The organism is Rudaea sp., from assembly GCF_036383415.1.
GTDB lineage: Bacteria > Pseudomonadota > Gammaproteobacteria > Xanthomonadales > Rhodanobacteraceae > Rudaea.
This window is the reverse complement of sequence record NZ_DASVOK010000009.1, coordinates 1-15,098: the sequence shown is the minus strand read 5'-3', so window position 1 is coordinate 15,098 and position 15,098 is coordinate 1. Positions and strand designations below refer to the sequence as shown.

Genomic DNA, 15,098 nt, shown 5'->3' with positions numbered 1-15,098 from the left:
CTGATCGCCGGCGCTCTGCGCCATGGCGCTGCCGATCGCAAGGCTTGCATACAAGCCCATGATGATGGACGAGACGAGTACACGCTGCTTCATGTTGTTCCCCAACCGAAATGGTACGAACCCGGGCTTTTGTCGAACCGGCCCGGCGCATTGAGTGGATGAGAGGCCGTTTGTGGCCAATGCTGCGGCCTGCCCGCCGATTGCGAAATGCCATCGACGCTGCAAGAAACGACCGTGGATACCCCGACACCCGTGGCCCGACCATAACAAATGGTTAACTTTGCTGTCAATTTCGTGAAGCAAACTTCATCCTTGTAAATTTCACCGCCGTTTTCTGCAGAAAAGGTGGCGCCGCGAACCGGCCTCGTATCTGTGCAGCACGCGTCTGCGCGGCTAGAATCGGAACCGATACCATTGTGGGCGGATGTCGGCACGGCCCAGGGAAGGCCTGAAAAACTTCCGTAGCGGAATTTTTCGCGAGCGCTGGCGGGTGCTGCACGAAAAGGTGATGCACGTTCCATCTTCAGTTTTCCAAAGAGGTTAGCCATGCGAATTCTTCTTGCCACGACCGTCCTTTCCGCGGGCCTGCTTGCCGCCTGCGGCTCTTCCGCGCCGCCGCCCCCGCCGCCGCCCGCGGTCGCTCCGATCGCCAATGCCGTCACCGGCACGGTCGCGCTGATCGAGCCGCGTGAGCTCAGCGATGCGGCCAAGGTCGACATCAAGGTCTACGACGTCTCCCATCCCGAGATCGTGCTCGCGCAGACGACGCTGCCCAATGCCAACAAGCTGCCGCTGTCGTTCAATCTGCCGATCGATGCGGCCAAGGTCGATCCGAAGGGCGTCTATGCGCTCGACGCGATCCTGACCGACGGCGACCGCCGCTTCCTGAAGAAACTCGAATACCAGGTGCTGACCGACAAGGCGCGCACGGCCAAGATCGACGTGCAGCTCGCGCCCGAACCGACCCCGGCCGAGAAGTTGTTCGAGGAGTACAAGAAGGCCGCCGCGCAGACCGGCAACCTCAAGCAGGTCAGCGGCAAGTACTCGAACGACAACTTCGGCACCGCCTGGGATGCGTTTACGTCCAACGGCAAGGTCAAGTTCGTGCGCGAGGTCACCGACGCCTATGACGACAGCGGCCGCACGACCTACAAGATCGCCTATAAGGACGACAAGCCGTGGGCAATGGTGCGCGAATCCTCGCCGGTCGGATCGCGCCAGGTGCTGGCGACGACCAAGGTCGGCTGGGGCGACGACGGCAGCCTCGTGCTGCACGAGAAAGTGGCCGGCGGGCAGACCTCCGACGTCTCCGAGGCCGAAGCGAAGGCGTTGCGCGACCATGCCGACAACGCGCTCGGCGTCGCCCAGGGCCACGCGCCGAAGGTCAACACCGGCGCGCAGACCGACGACAAGGCGAAGAAGGGCGCGCCGGCGAAGAAGAAGCATTGATGTCGCCGCGGGCGCGGTGTGCCCGCGCCTGAGATCATGAAAAAGGGCGCCGTTCGCGGCGCCCTTTTTTACTTCGCACGCCCCGTGTGAAAGTAGTTCAACACATCGCGCGCCTCGCGCGAAGCTGATCGATATACCTAGTTGCGCTTGGCCTTGGCGAATGCGTCGGCGAACGCGTTGCTTGCTGGCGCGGCCGCGGGCTTCGCGAAGCCGCCGCGATTGCTCGGCATCGGCCTTGCACCACGCGCATCGCGCGTCGAGGGACCAGTGTCGCGCATCGAGGTACGCGCCTCGCCGATCGGATCGTCGAGCCGCATTGTCAGCGCGATGCGCTTGCGCGGCAGGTCGACCTCGAGCACCTTGACCTTGACGATGTCGCCAGCCTTGACCGCCTCGCGCGGATCCTTGACGAACTTCGTTGACAGTGCCGAGATGTGGACGAGCCCGTCCTGATGCACGCCGATGTCGACGAAGGCGCCGAACGCGGCGACGTTGGAGACGCGACCTTCGAGCACCATGCCGGGCTTGAGATCCTTCATGTCCTCGATGCCGTCGGCGAACTCGGGCATGTGGAACGCGGGGCGCGGATCGCGGCCGGGCTTCTCGAGTTCCTTCAAGATGTCGCGCACGGTCGGCAGGCCGAACTTCTCGTCGGTATACTTTTCCGCCTTGAGCGCGCGCAGGAAAGCGATGTCGCCGACGATTTGCTTCACCTCGCGACCACTGTCGCCGACGATGCGCTCGACCACCGGATAGGCTTCCGGATGCACGCTCGACGCATCGAGCGGATTGTCGCCATTCGTCACGCGCAGGAAGCCCGCGCACTGCTCGAATGCCTTGTCGCCGAGGCGCGGTACCTTGAGGATCGCCGCGCGCGTGCGGAACGCGCCGTGCTCGTCGCGATACTTGACCACGTTTTCGGCGACGCTCGGCGAAAGACCGGCGACGCGCGACAGCAGCGCGCTCGATGCGGTGTTGACGTCGACGCCGACGCCGTTGACGCAGTCTTCGACCACCGCGTCGAGCGAGCGTGCCAGCTTCACCTGGTTGACGTCGTGCTGGTACTGGCCAACTCCAATCGCCTTCGGTTCGATCTTGACGAGTTCCGCAAGGGGATCCTGTAGGCGGCGTGCGATCGACACCGCGCCGCGCAGCGACACGTCCATGTCTGGGAATTCCTTGGCTGCGGTTTCCGACGCCGAGTACACCGAGGCGCCGGCCTCGCTGACGACGATCTTCGCCAGCTTGAGGTCGGAATGTTTTTTCATCAGCTCGCCGGCGAGCTTGTCGGTTTCGCGCGAGGCCGTACCGTTGCCGATCGAGATCAGGTCGATCTTGAATTGCTTGCATGCGGCGGCGAGATAGGCAATCGACTTGTCCCATTCGTTGCGCGGTTCGTGCGGATAGATCACGCCGGTGCCGAGCACCTTGCCCGTGGTCTCGACGATGGCGACCTTGACGCCCGTGCGGATGCCCGGGTCGAGGCCCATCACGACCTTGTGGCCCGCAGGTGCGGCCAGCATCAGGTCCTTGAGGTTGCTGCCGAACACGCGGATCGCCTCGTCCTCCGCCGCCTCGCGCGCGCGGCCGAACAGGTCGAGCGTGAGCTGCAGCATCAGCTTGATGCGCCACAGCTGGCGGCAGGTTTCGCGCAGCCAGGCATCGGCCGAGCGGCCTCGATCGACGATGTTGAAATGGGCAGCTATGCGGCCCTCGCCTTCAGAATGGCCTTGCTCGACTTCCACACCGGGTTCGAGATCGAGATCCAAAAAACTTTCGTTGCGCGCGCGGAACAGTGCGAGCAGGCGATGCGAAGGAATCGCCTTGATCGATTCGACATGATCAAAGTAGTCGCGATACTTCACGCCTTCGACTTGCTTGCCGGCGACGACCTTGGCGCGGATCTGGCCGCGGCCCCACAGCCACTCGCGCAGTTCGCCCATCAGATTTGCGTCTTCGCTCATCTCCTCGAGCACGATCGCGCGTGCACCGTCGAGTGCGGCCTTCGCATCGGCGACGTTCTTTTCCGCATCGACATAGGCGGCCGCCAGTGCTTCCGGTGTTTCGGAAGGATTGCCGCGCAGTGCATCAGCCAACGGCTGCAGGCCCGCGTCGCGCGCGATCTGCGCCTTGGTGCGGCGCTTGGGTTTGTACGGCAGATAGAGGTCCTCGAGCCGCGCCTTGGTATCGGCGTCGAGAATCTGCGCTTTCAATTCATCGGTGAGCTTGTTCTGCTCTGCAATGCTCGCGAGCACCGCCGCGCGGCGCTCCTCAAGCTCGCGCAGATAGCGCAGGCGCTCTTCGAGAAGGCGCAACTGCGTATCGTCGAGACCGCCGGTCACTTCCTTGCGATAGCGCGCGATGAATGGCACCGTCGCGCCTTCGTCGAGCAGTTGCACGGCCGCGGCGACCTGGTCGGGCTTGGCGGCGATTTCCTGGGCGATCTTGTTTTCGATGTTCGACATACGTTGTTGCTGCAACGACTTTCCATGTGAAGGAACAGGCATTGTAGGCGAGCGCGCGGGCTTGCAATCCAGCGCGGTTTTGTGAGTCGGATCGCACTCACTCTACAATGGAAACCTCGATGGAACGCGCGGAATCCACCAAGATGCTCAAGCCCTGTGCGAAGCAGAATCGACGTGCGGCAGCCTTCGCGATGCTTTCCCTGCTCGCCTGTACCGCACTCCACGCGGATGAAGGCGAAGATCGCCGCCTGCAATGGAAGCTGACGCCCTCGTACTACGACAACTCCGACGGCACGCATGCCTACGACGTGAACCTGCGCGCCGACTTCGGCGACCAGCGCGCATGGATCGGCGACTACCGCGACTCGCAGGGTTACCACCAGTCGCGCGCCGGCTTCGATGCGGTGACCCAGGTCGGCTTCGTCAACCTCGATTTCTCCGGGCAATACGCGACGGGCGGCTTCTGGGGTGGCTCGGTCACCACACAGATCGGCAGCGACGACAACTACGCGATCCTCGGCTGGGGCCGCACCAACCTGCACCCGTACTACAACCTCAACTTCGATCCGAACGACGCGATCACCGCGGGCTTCGGCACGAAGACGCTCGCGCGCGGCCTCGAAGCGCAGCTCTACCATATCTGGGACGACCGCCTGGCCACGCGCCAGCACGTGACGCATCTGTTGATGCACTACGATCTCGGCGACCGCTCGCGCTGCTCGCTCGACCTGTCCTACAAGCATGGTCTCGCCGATCCGCAAACCTACGTGCATGGCTATGCGATCGCGGCGACCTATGCCTGGCATCACGTGTTCGCGCGCCTCGCCTACGACCAGCATGCGAATTTCAATCTGCCGAACCAAAAACGCATCTCGGTCGGGCTGCTCTTCTAGTGCCCATTTCGGCTTTCACCGGAACGACGAGCAAGAACGTCAGGTTTCCTCGCCGACCACGGCTTCGTACAGCAACGGCAGCAGGTTGAGCGCGATCAGCGTCGCCGAAACGATGCCACCGACGATGACGACAGCGAACGGTCTTTGCGTCTCCGAGCCGATGCCGTGCGACAGCGCCGCGGGCAACAGGCCGAAACCGGCCATCAGCGCCGTCATCAGGATCGCACGCAGGCGGCTTGCCGCGCCTTCGAGCACGGCGTCCTCCATCTCATGGCCCTGCGCGCGCAATGCGACGATCTGCTCGACCATGATCACGCCGTTCTGCACCGAAATTCCCGCCACCGCGATAAAACCGACCGCCGCGGAAATCGACAGATGCAATCCGGCGAGTGCGAGTCCGGCGAGGCCGCCAATCAGCGTGAACGGCACCGTGGCGAGGATCAGCAGCGCCTTCCTGATCGAGCGGAACGCCCAGAACAGCAGGATGAAGATGCCGACGAGCGACAGCGGCACGATGATCATCAGCCGCGCAGTCGCACGTTTCTGGTTTTCGAACTGACCGCCCCAGGCGATGCGATATCCGCTCGGCAATTTCACTTCGTCGGCGACGCGGCGCATCGCCTCGGCGACAAAGCTGCCCTGGTCGCGTCCGAGCACGTTGACCTTGATCGCGACGATGCGGCTGCCCGATTCGCGCAGTACCCTGGCCGCGCCCTGACGCTCCTCGATGTGCGCGACCTGGCCGAGCGGCACGGTACCGGCGCCGCCGGGCAGGCTCACGGGCAGTTGCGCGACCTTTTCGACCGAGTTGCGGTAGTCCTTGTCGAGGCGCAAGGTCACGTTGAAGATGCGGTTGCCTTCGTAGAAATTCCCCGCCACGGCGCTGCCGAGTGCGGTCGCGACGGTCGTCGCCACGTCGTTGACATTGATGCCGTAGCGCGAGAGCGCGGCGCGGTCGAGGGTGATGTCGAGTTCGGTCTGGCCGCCGATCTGGATTTCCTCGACGTCGGCCGAACCGGGCACCTGGCGCAGCACGGCAGCAATCTCCTCGCCTTTCGCCTGCAGCACATCGAGGCTCTGTCCCGACACCTTCACCGCGATCTCGCCCTTGACGCCCGACAGCGCTTCTTCGACGTTGTCTTCGATGTACTGCGAAAAGTTCGTCGGCACGCCGGGCATCGCGTGGATTTTCTTCTCCATGTCACGCACCAGCGCCTCCTTGTCACCAAAGCGCCATTCGCCACGCGGCTTGAGATCAGCCATCACTTCGATGTTGTTCGGGCCTTTCGGATCGGTGCCATCATCTGGCCGTCCGGTTTGCGTGATGACCTGCGCAACCTCGGGATACGAGAGCAGGATCTTGCGCACGTGACGCTCGACTTCCTTGGTCTTGTCCAGCGCGGTCGACGGCGGCAGGTCGACCGTGAGCCAGATGTTGCCCTCGTCGAGCTTGGGCAGGAACTCGCTGCCGAGCAGCGGCGCCAGCGCGAGCGCGACAATGAGCATGCCGATCGCGGTGCCGATCACAAGCTTCGGGTGATGTGCCCAGCGGCCGAGGTCGCGGCGATATTTGTTGCGCAGGCGTTCCATCCACGCACTGTGCTTTTCCTCGAGGCCCGGGCTGCGCACGGCCCATGACAGCAACGCAGGCACGAGGGTCAGCGTGAAGACCACCGCGCCGGCAAGCGCGAAGGTGAGCGTCAGCGCCATCGGCGCGAAGATTTTCCCTTCGACGCGCTGGAACGTGAAGATCGGCAGGAACGCGAGGATGATGATCGCCTTCGAGAACAGGATCGGCGAGCCGAGCTGAGTAGCGGTTTGCGCGAGCACGGTTTCGCGTGATTGCGCCGTCGCCTCGCTGCGCACCGCATCGAATGCGAGCCGTACCATCAACGCCTCGACGAGCACGACTGCGCTGTCGATCATGATGCCGAAGTCGACCGAGCCGAGCGAGATCAGGTTCGCATCGATGCCGCGCACGTGCATCATGAGAAAGGCAGTCAGCAGCGCGAGCGGAATCACGCTCGCCACGACCAGCGCCGCACGCCAGTTGCGCAGGAAGACGAGCAGCACCGCGATCACGAGCGCGGCGCCGACGCCGAGGTTCTCGGCCACCGTGTCGACGGTGTGGTTGACCAAGGTCGTACGGTCGTAGATAGGATGCATGCTGACGCCGGGCGGCAATTGCTTCTGCACTTCGGCGATGCGCTTCTTCAGCGTTTCGATGACCTTGGCCGGGTCCTCGCCCTTGGTCATCACGACGATACCTTCGACCACGTCGTCCTGCTGGTTGTAGCCGACGATGCCATAGCGCATCTGCGTGCCGATCGCCGCCTCGCCGATGTCACGCACGAGCACGGGCTGGCCGCCGAACACGGCCACCGGCACGCGACCAACATCGTCGATCGTCTTGAACAGGCCTATGGCACGCACGACGAGGTCCTCGTCGCCGCGCTTGAGCAGGCCGCCGCCGGTGTTCGACGAATTCGCCTGCAGCGCCGCGGCGACCTGCTCGAGCGAGAGGTTGTATTTGCGCAGCAAATCCGGATGCACATGCACCTGGTATTCGCGGATCGCGCCGCCAAAGCCGTTGATGTCGGCGACGCCGGGGACTTGACGCAGCGCGGGTTCGATCGTCCAGTCCTGGATCGCGCGCACTTCGTCGAGCGACATGCCGGGAGGGCCTTCGACGATATAGCGATAGATCTCGCCGACCGCGGTTGACAGCGGCGCAAGCTGCGGTTGGATACCGGTCGGCAAGGTGATCTCCGACAGTTTCTCCATCACCTGCGCGCGCGCGAAGTAGTCGTCGGTGCCGTCGGCGAAGGTCATCGTGACGACGGACAACCCGCTCATCGAGATCGAACGCAACTGGGTCAGCTTCGGTACGCCGTATTCAGTGCGCTCGATCGGCAGGGTCACCGCGCGTTCGACTTCCTCGGGCGCCTGACCCGGCACAAGCGTGATGATCTGCACCTGCACGTCCTGCACGTCGGGAAACGCCTGCACGGGCAGTTCGCTGAACGCATAGATGCCCGCGATCGCGACCATCAGCGTGATCGCGACGACGAAAACGCGCTGCTTGAGGGCGAAGTCGACGAGGGCTTTCAGCATGGGGGTGCGATCACTCGGCCTGGCCGAGTTCGGCGTTGAGCAGCACTGCGCCGCGCGTGACTACGCGCTCGCCGGCCTTCAACCCGGCCTTGACGTAGGCGACGCGCTCGCCGATCACGCTCAGTTGCACCTCGCGACGCTTGAGCGTGCCAGGCGTCTCCTCGATGAAGACGTAGTGGTGCAGGCCGATGCTGATCAGCGCCGAATTCGGCACGGCGATCTCCTTGTGCGCATCGTCTTCGAGCGGGCTGATGCGCGCGAACATCTCCGGTTTGAGGCGCGGGTCTGGCTGCTCGACTTCGGCACGCACGGCTATGCGCCGTGTCGCCGGATCGAGCGCACCGCCGACGTAGATGACATGTCCGGCGAAGTGCTTATCGGTGATCGCGTCGACGTCGATGCGTATCGCCTGGGCATTGTGGACCTTGGTCATGTCCTGCTCGGACAGTTCGAAGTTCACCCACAACTTCGCGGGATCGGTGAGGATGAACAGCGGCGCCTGCGCATCCGGCCGCACTTCCTGACCGGGATTGATCGTGCGATCGACGACAACGCCGGCGATTGGCGCGCGCAGCGCGTAACGTGCGTCGTTGCCGGTCGGGTCGAGGTTCTTCAGCACGCTTTGTGCGCGGTCGAGCTCGGCTTGTGCTTGGCCCAGATCGGCCTGGGCGCCTTCGAGATCCTTGCGCGCGAGCACGCCGAGGTCGGTAAGCTCCTTGGCCCGCGACAGCGCCTTCTGCTTCAGCGCCAGGTCGGCCTGCGCCTTGCGCGCATCGGCGCGCGCCTGCGCGAAGTCGGGCGAGCTGAGCCAGGCAAGCACGTCCTTCGCCTTCGTTGCGTTGCCCGGCTTGGCGACGAGCTCGGTGACGCGGCCGGTCACCGGCGAGAACACGCGCACGGTCACATCCTCGTCGAAGGCAAGCTTGCCCGGCAGCGACTGCATCGTCGGTGCGGCGAGCTCTTCGACCGGCGCGATGTCGAGATAACTCAATTGTTCAGCGCCCGCCGCGAAATGCAATGTGTCGTTCGACGTCTGCGGCTTCGGCGGATCGACTCCGGTGTCAGGCTTTCCGCGGAACAGCCAGATCGCGCCGAACAGGACCGCGAGCGCGAGCGCGGTGCCCGCAACGACCTCAAACGGCACTTTCGCGAACGGATTCTTCATGGCGTCGTTCCTTGATTTTTTTCCGGCGCTGCGGCGGCCAGTGCGGCCAATGCTTCGGCGAAGTCGGCGTGCGCGTCGGTCGCATCGTCCTGCGTCGCCTTGAGCGAGCGCCGCGCGTCGAGCAGGTCGGCGAGCGCGAGGCCGCCACGCGCGTAGGCGGTCTCGACGGTTCTTTCGGTGTCGAGTGCGCGCTGGGTCAGATCGCTGTCGTAGCGATGTGCCCGCTGCGCTGCTGCGGCAAGATCGGCACGAGCCCGATGCACGTCGGCGAGGGCAGCGATGCGCGCGCGCGCGAGATTGGCCTTCGCCGCATCGATGTCCGCGTTCGCGCGCGCGATCTCGCCCTTGTATTGGCTGCCGGTGAAGATCGGCACGGACACGCCGACGCCGAGCAGCGTGTGGCCGACAGTAGGCGCCGGCGGCGACACCGGGTTGTGTTCGTACTGGCCGCTGATCGTGATGTCGCGCGAAGTCTGCGCATGGGCGAACTGCAGAGCGGCTTCAGCAGCGTCGACGCGCTTCATCGCCGCGAGCATGTCGGGGCGGCGGGCGAGCACGGCCTCGGCGGGTTCGTTCGACGCAGCCGCATCGAACCTGGAATCGAGTGCACCGGCCGTGCGCGGCCATTCGTCCAGCGTGGCAAGTTCTCCGGACTGTGCGGTGATATCGATCAGTGCGGCGAGCGCGACCTGTGCATCGCGCAAGGCGCCGCGCGCCGAGTCGACCGCGTTGTCCGCCGCCGCCGCGTCGATGCGCATGCGTTCGACGTCGAGGCGTGGCAGGTCGCCGACACGAAGGCGTTGCTCGGAGGCTTCGATCGAACGATGCTCGATCGCCGCAAGTGTTTGCGCATTCCCGTACTTCTCTTCGGCGCGCTTGAGCTCCCAATATGCCTGCGTCACCGCGAGGCGTTCGTTGCGCACGCTGTCGGCATAGTCCGAATGCGCGGCGTCCGCATTCGCCTCGGCCTGTGCGAGGCGGTGCCTGCGCTTGCCGCCGCGTTCGAACGGCTGCGAAAGACTGACGACGGTATCGTAGCTCTTGTTCCAGAAACTGCCTGGACCGTTGTGGCCGGCCGGGTTGATCTTGCCCGTCGAGTACGCGAGCGTCGCATTCGGCCGCTCGCCCGCGGTGATTTTGTCGGCGAGCGCCTGGTCGACCGCGGTCTGCGCCAGTTGCAAGTTCGGGTCGCGCGCACGCATGAGCTCAAGCGCGCGCTTGAGACTCAGGTTTGCCTCCGCAACCGGCTGCGCCGTCGCCGCACCCGCGGCAGACAGCAATAAACCGAATTGCAGGAGACGAAGCGCAATGGCGATCGTGCTTCGACGCATGACAGAGAAGTGACAGTCTCTAGCCCGCGCGCGGCGCGCGCGAAGCATCAGGCTACGGGGCGCGCACGATACCGAATCAAGCTTGCAACAGCCTGACGAAGAACTTGGAATCTCGACGATGCCCGGTTCTTCCCTCGTCAATGCCGCGAAGGCGGGAATGACGGAGAAGAAAAATGTCAGGCGACGCGGCGCTGGCCGCGTTTGAGATGCACGAGCAACAGCGAAATCGCCGCCGGAGTAACGCCCGAAATGCGCATCGCCTGACCGACCGTCTGCGGCTGGGCGACCTTGAGCTTCTGCATCACTTCGGCGGAAAGGCCGTGCACCTGTGCGTAGTCGAACGCCCCGGGAATGGCGGTGCCTTCGTGGCGGCGCTGGCGTTCGATCTCTTCGTTCTGGCGTTCGAGATAGCCCGAATACTTCGCCGAGATCTGCACCTGCTCGGCGACGTTTGCGTCGTCGACGCCCGGGCCGAGCGCGGGCACGCGCATCAGCTGCGCGTAGTCGAGTTCGGGCCGGCGCAGCAGGTCGAGCGCGTGCGTCTCGCGCGAGAGTTCGACGCCGATCGATTCGTGGATCTCGCGTCCGAGCGCGTTGTTCGGCGCGGCCCATATCGATTTGAGGCGCGCAGTCTCGGTATCGATCGCTTCGCGCTTGCGCCGGAACGCTTCGTAGCGCGCGGCATCGAGGCTGCCGAGTTCGTAGCCCTTGTCGCACAGGCGCAGGTCGGCGTTGTCCTCGCGCAGGTTGAGTCGATACTCGGCGCGCGAGGTGAACATGCGATACGGCTCGCGCGTGCCATTGGTGATCAGGTCGTCGATCAGCACGCCGATATAGCCTTCGTCGCGGCGCGGGGTCCACGGCTCTTCGCCGCGCGAGTTGCGCGCGGCATTGAGGCCGGCGATCAGGCCTTGTGCGGCTGCTTCCTCGTAGCCGGTGGTGCCGTTGATCTGGCCGGCGAAGTACAAACCCTCGATCGCCTTGGTTTCGAGCGAAGCCTTCAATCCACGCGGATCGAAATAGTCGTACTCGATCGCATAGCCCGGACGAGTGATGTGCGCATTCTCTAGGCCTTTGATCGAGCGCACAAGCTCGAGCTGCACGTCGAACGGGAGCGAGGTCGAGATGCCGTTCGGATAAATTTCGGTCGTGTTCAAGCCTTCCGGCTCGAGAAAGATCTGGTGCGAGGTCTTCTCGGCGAAGCGCACGACCTTGTCTTCGATCGACGGGCAATAGCGCGGGCCGATGCCTTCGATCTTGCCCGTATACAAAGGTGAACGGTCGAGCCCCGCTCGGATGACCTCGTGCGTGCGCTCGCTCGTATGGGTGATCCAGCACGGCACCTGGCGCGGATGATCGCCGGCCTCGCCCCAGAACGAGAATACCGGCATCGGTGTATCGCCGGGCTGCGCGGTCAGAACGGAGAAGTCGATGCTGCGACCGTCGAGGCGCGGCGGCGTGCCGGTCTTGAGCCGGTCGACCGCAAGCGGCAGCTCGCGCATGCGTGCGGCCAGACGCTGCGCCGGCGGATCGCCCGCGCGCCCGCCAGCATAGTTCTCGAAACCGATATGGATTTTGCCGGCGAGGAAGGTGCCCGCAGTCAGCACGACCTGACGCGCGCGGAAGGTCAGTCCCATCTGGGTGACCACGCCGGTCACTTTCTGCCCTTCCAAGGTCAGGTCGTCCACGGCCTGCTGGAAGATGGCGAGGTTCGCCTGCGTTTCCAGACGCTCGCGAATGCAGGCCTTGTACAGGGCGCGATCGGCCTGGCAGCGCGTCGCGCGCACGGCCGGGCCCTTGGAAGCGTTGAGCGTGAGCCACTGGATGCCGGCGCGGTCCGCGGCCTGCGCCATGACCCCGCCGAGCGCGTCGATTTCCTTGACCAGATGGCCTTTGCCGATGCCGCCGATCGCGGGATTGCAGCTCATCTGGCCCAGCGTTTCGATGTTGTGCGTGAGCAGCAGCGTGCGTGCGCCGAGGCGCGCGGAAGCAAGCGCCGCCTCGGTGCCGGCATGGCCGCCGCCGACGACGATGACATCGAAGTGCTGGTCGAAATTCATGGCAAGGCCCGCAACGTGGTGCGGCAGGGATCAGTAACGGTGGAAAGTATACCAGCCCCGGTTGGCATGGTTCCTGCTCGTACCATCTGGCACTTCGAAACCACGCACAGCTGCCGCTTCAAGCGCGCTGACAATTGGGCTCAGGGGCCGATTCGCGCCGGGTTCGAAGGACGCATCAAGGACAGAGCACAGGGATTTCAGGAGGAAAGAGGCTGGCGCCCGGCGGTCGTAGGAACAGGGGGAATCCAAGAGGACCGTATGCCGGGCGCCAGTAACCCTATATTCGTGGCGGATTCTGCCTCCGCCTCTGCGTAGCGAATCATGCGCTGCGCAACCATCCCAACACTTCGGCGCTAGCATAACCCCCGAAGTGCTATAAAAACGTGAAGCCACCCACAGCGTGACACTTTCGGCCTGAACACTTCTCGTGCCTGCAATTCGTCATGTTCCGACGTTTTGCGTCACCCCCGCCCCGAGCCGACTCGACGCTGCAAACCGATCTCCGTGGCGGCATTCTTACTCAGAATTGGCCCTCAAGGGAAGACTTTTGTGGCGAAAATCACTCTGTGTATTTGATGTAGTTCTCAATTCAACCAATTTCTGCTAGTGGCACGGCATTTGCTGCACCATTTTCGCCCGGATCCCGGGCAGCGACCTGAACGGATAGCGCCATGTTGAACGAAAACCACGCCAGCATCAGTAGCGCGCAGTATCTGCGCCATGACCTCATGATCGAATTGGGTCGCCTGGAAATGGCAATGGAAAGTGCAAGCCAGCACGAGGATGTGGGCCAGCAATCCGCGCTCGAGAGCCTGCAGCACAAGCACGCGCGCGTCAGCGCCGCGCTGGACAAGCTGCCGCTGGACTGCTGACTCCCCTTTCGCCTGCGCGATCGCGACGACGGACGATCGCGGCGCAGGCGCCATGCGCGATCGCGGTATGATCGCGCCGATGTACGAATCCGTCACACCTCACCCACCCGAAATTGTCAGCCTGCCCGATTTCGCGGCTGTCGAACGAGCCGCGCAACGCATCGCGGCGCATGCGGCACGCACACCCACCCTGGGTTCGCGAAGCATCGGCGCGCTTGCCGTCGCGACACTCGTCTTCAAGTGCGAGAACTTCCAGCGAGCCGGCGCATTCAAGTTTCGCGGCGCCTGCAACGCGGTGTGGTCGCTGACGGACGAAGTGGCCACACGTGGTGTGGTGACGCATTCCTCAGGCAACCATGGCGCCGCGCTGGCACTTGCCGCACGCACTCGCGGCATTCCGGCCCATGTCGTCGTGCCGGAAGGTGCGGTGAAATCCAAGCTCGCGGCGATCGAAGCCTACGGCGCGACCTTGCACTTCTGCGCGCCAACGATCGTCGCACGTGAAGCCGCCGCCGCGAAGCTGCAAGCCGCAACCGGTGCCGAACTCGTGCATCCCTACACCGACCCGCGCGTGATCGCGGGTCAGGGCACGGCCGCGCTCGAACTGCTGCGCGAAGTCAGCGATCTCGACGCGCTGATCACGCCGGTCGGCGGCGGCGGCCTGATCGGCGGCAGCGCGATCGCAGCCAAGGCGCTCAATCCCGGCATCGAAATCTACGGCGCCGAACCCGCAGGCGCGGACGATGCATACCAATCGCTGCGCCGCGGTGCGCGCGTCACCGACATCGTGCCGGACACAGTCTGCGACGGCCTGCGCGGCACCATCGGTGAAATCAATCTCGCCCTGCTGCGCCGCCACGGCGTGCGCGTGCTGACGGTCGACGATGCGCAGACGATCGCCGCGCAGCGCCTCGTCTTCGAACGCATGAAGATCGTCATCGAGCCCTCGTCGGCGATCGCGCTCGCTGCCGTTCTCGGTCACCCGGAGATCTTCCGCGGCCGCCGCGTCGGGGTTATTTTTTCCGGTGGCAACGTCGATCTGGACAAACTCTCCTGGCAGTAATGCTTCATCTTTGGGACGCCGATATCGACAAAGCGACGATCCGGTTCGCACTTTGTAATCTATGCGCTCCCCTTCAACGCCGGAATCACGATGAGCAATTCCACAACCGAACTGATCCGCCGCTACTACGCCGCATTCAACGCCGGCAACTGGAACGGCATGCTCGACTGCCTCAGCGACGATGTCGTGCATGACATCAACCAGGGCAAACGCGAAGCAGGCAAGCCCGCGTTCCGCGCGTTCCTCGCGCACATGGAACGCTGCTACCGCGAGCAGCTGCGCGACATGGTCGTGATGGCGAGCGACGACGGCGCGCGTGGCAGCGCCGAGTTCGTCGTGCACGGCGAATATCTCGTCACCGACGAAGGCCTGCCGCCGGCGAATGGGCAAAAGTATATTTTGCCCGCAGGCGCATTCTTCGACATCCGCGGCGGCAAGATCGCGCGCGTGACCAACTACTACAACCTGCCGGACTGGACCGCACAGGTCGTCGGCTGAGATCGGGAGGCACACACTCAATGACTGCGCGCGCGAAACCCGAAACCCGCAAGCGTTGCCGCTGGGCCGACGGCGGCAACGAGCTCTACCTCGCCTACCACGACGAGGAATGGGGCGTGCCGCTGCACGACGACGCCAAGCTATTCGAATTCATAGTCCTCGAGGGTGCGCAGGCCGGACTGTCCTGG

At 64.2% G+C, this 15,098-nt stretch carries 12 protein-coding genes; 6 read left to right on the top strand and 6 right to left on the bottom strand.

Annotated features, from left to right (window positions below; genetic code table 11):
* Positions 1-89 precede the first annotated feature (89 nt).
* Positions 90-548: a hypothetical protein gene (locus VF497_RS00260; protein ID WP_330885072.1), complete on the bottom strand. Its 459-nt coding sequence runs from the start codon at positions 546-548 to the stop codon at positions 90-92.
* On the opposite strand from VF497_RS00260, the gene VF497_RS00255 reads away from it, so the two are divergent.
* Positions 547-1,449, top strand: a complete 903-nt coding sequence (locus VF497_RS00255; RefSeq protein ID WP_330885070.1) for a YbaY family lipoprotein — start codon at positions 547-549, stop codon at positions 1,447-1,449. The two genes, VF497_RS00260 and VF497_RS00255, sit on opposite strands and share 2 nt — an antisense overlap.
* Positions 1,450-1,586: 137 nt before the next feature.
* Here VF497_RS00255 and VF497_RS00250 read toward each other — a convergent pair whose 3' ends face one another.
* A complete protein-coding gene (locus tag VF497_RS00250; protein ID WP_330885068.1) occupies positions 1,587-3,914 on the bottom strand; it encodes a Tex family protein in 2,328 nt (775 codons plus the stop codon).
* Between the two features lie 119 nt (positions 3,915-4,033).
* On the opposite strand from VF497_RS00250, the gene VF497_RS00245 reads away from it, so the two are divergent.
* Positions 4,034-4,807: a hypothetical protein gene (locus VF497_RS00245; RefSeq protein ID WP_330885066.1), complete on the top strand. Its 774-nt coding sequence runs from the start codon at positions 4,034-4,036 to the stop codon at positions 4,805-4,807.
* 39 nt (positions 4,808-4,846) lie between these two features.
* Here the strand turns inward: VF497_RS00245 and VF497_RS00240 are convergent, their stop codons facing one another.
* The 4 genes from VF497_RS00240 to mnmG form a co-directional block, all read right to left on the bottom strand.
* The gene (locus tag VF497_RS00240; RefSeq protein ID WP_330885064.1) at positions 4,847-7,921 is read right to left on the bottom strand and encodes a CusA/CzcA family heavy metal efflux RND transporter; all 3,075 of its coding nucleotides are present in this window, start codon (positions 7,919-7,921) and stop codon (positions 4,847-4,849) included.
* A gap of 10 nt (positions 7,922-7,931) precedes the next feature.
* On the bottom strand, positions 7,932-9,086 hold the full coding sequence (locus tag VF497_RS00235) for an efflux RND transporter periplasmic adaptor subunit (protein WP_330885062.1): 1,155 nt from the start codon (positions 9,084-9,086) through the stop codon (positions 7,932-7,934).
* The gene (locus VF497_RS00230) at positions 9,083-10,417 is read right to left on the bottom strand and encodes a TolC family protein (protein WP_330885060.1); all 1,335 of its coding nucleotides are present in this window, start codon (positions 10,415-10,417) and stop codon (positions 9,083-9,085) included. Before VF497_RS00230 ends, VF497_RS00235 begins: the two co-directional genes overlap by 4 nt.
* Before the next feature lie 176 nt (positions 10,418-10,593).
* Positions 10,594-12,477 (bottom strand): tRNA uridine-5-carboxymethylaminomethyl(34) synthesis enzyme MnmG, encoded by a 1,884-nt coding sequence (mnmG, locus tag VF497_RS00225; RefSeq protein ID WP_330885058.1) that lies wholly within the window; start codon positions 12,475-12,477, stop codon positions 10,594-10,596.
* A 671-nt stretch (positions 12,478-13,148) separates the two neighbouring features.
* Between mnmG and VF497_RS00220 the strand changes: the two genes are divergently transcribed.
* The 4 genes from VF497_RS00220 to VF497_RS00205 all read left to right on the top strand — a co-directional run.
* The gene (locus tag VF497_RS00220) at positions 13,149-13,349 is read left to right on the top strand and encodes a hypothetical protein (RefSeq protein ID WP_330885056.1); all 201 of its coding nucleotides are present in this window, start codon (positions 13,149-13,151) and stop codon (positions 13,347-13,349) included.
* Between the two features lie 79 nt (positions 13,350-13,428).
* The gene (locus tag VF497_RS00215) at positions 13,429-14,412 is read left to right on the top strand and encodes a pyridoxal-phosphate dependent enzyme (RefSeq protein ID WP_330885076.1); all 984 of its coding nucleotides are present in this window, start codon (positions 13,429-13,431) and stop codon (positions 14,410-14,412) included.
* A 90-nt stretch (positions 14,413-14,502) separates the two neighbouring features.
* Positions 14,503-14,910 (top strand): ketosteroid isomerase-related protein, encoded by a 408-nt coding sequence (locus VF497_RS00210; RefSeq protein WP_330885054.1) that lies wholly within the window; start codon positions 14,503-14,505, stop codon positions 14,908-14,910.
* Between the two features lie 20 nt (positions 14,911-14,930).
* Positions 14,931-15,098 (top strand): DNA-3-methyladenine glycosylase I (locus VF497_RS00205; RefSeq protein ID WP_330885074.1); only part of this gene is annotated, 168 nt, incomplete at its 3' end.

Bases quoted from the DNA above. Each gene is read 5' to 3' on its own strand.
- VF497_RS00230 (WP_330885060.1), bottom strand. From the start codon at position 10,417: ATGCGTCGAAGCACGATCGCCATTGCGCTTCGTCTCCTGCAATTCGGT.
- VF497_RS00240 (WP_330885064.1), bottom strand. From the start codon at position 7,921: ATGCTGAAAGCCCTCGTCGACTTCGCCCTCAAGCAGCGCGTTTTCGTC.
- VF497_RS00250 (WP_330885068.1), bottom strand. From the start codon at position 3,914: ATGTCGAACATCGAAAACAAGATCGCCCAGGAAATCGCCGCCAAGCCC.
- mnmG (WP_330885058.1), bottom strand. From the start codon at position 12,477: ATGAATTTCGACCAGCACTTCGATGTCATCGTCGTCGGCGGCGGCCAT.
- VF497_RS00210 (WP_330885054.1), top strand. From the start codon at position 14,503: ATGAGCAATTCCACAACCGAACTGATCCGCCGCTACTACGCCGCATTC.
- VF497_RS00220 (WP_330885056.1), top strand. From the start codon at position 13,149: ATGTTGAACGAAAACCACGCCAGCATCAGTAGCGCGCAGTATCTGCGC.
- VF497_RS00235 (WP_330885062.1), bottom strand. From the start codon at position 9,086: ATGAAGAATCCGTTCGCGAAAGTGCCGTTTGAGGTCGTTGCGGGCACC.
- VF497_RS00245 (WP_330885066.1), top strand. From the start codon at position 4,034: ATGGAACGCGCGGAATCCACCAAGATGCTCAAGCCCTGTGCGAAGCAG.
- VF497_RS00255 (WP_330885070.1), top strand. From the start codon at position 547: ATGCGAATTCTTCTTGCCACGACCGTCCTTTCCGCGGGCCTGCTTGCC.
- VF497_RS00260 (WP_330885072.1), bottom strand. From the start codon at position 548: ATGGCTAACCTCTTTGGAAAACTGAAGATGGAACGTGCATCACCTTTT.
- VF497_RS00215 (WP_330885076.1), top strand. From the start codon at position 13,429: ATGTACGAATCCGTCACACCTCACCCACCCGAAATTGTCAGCCTGCCC.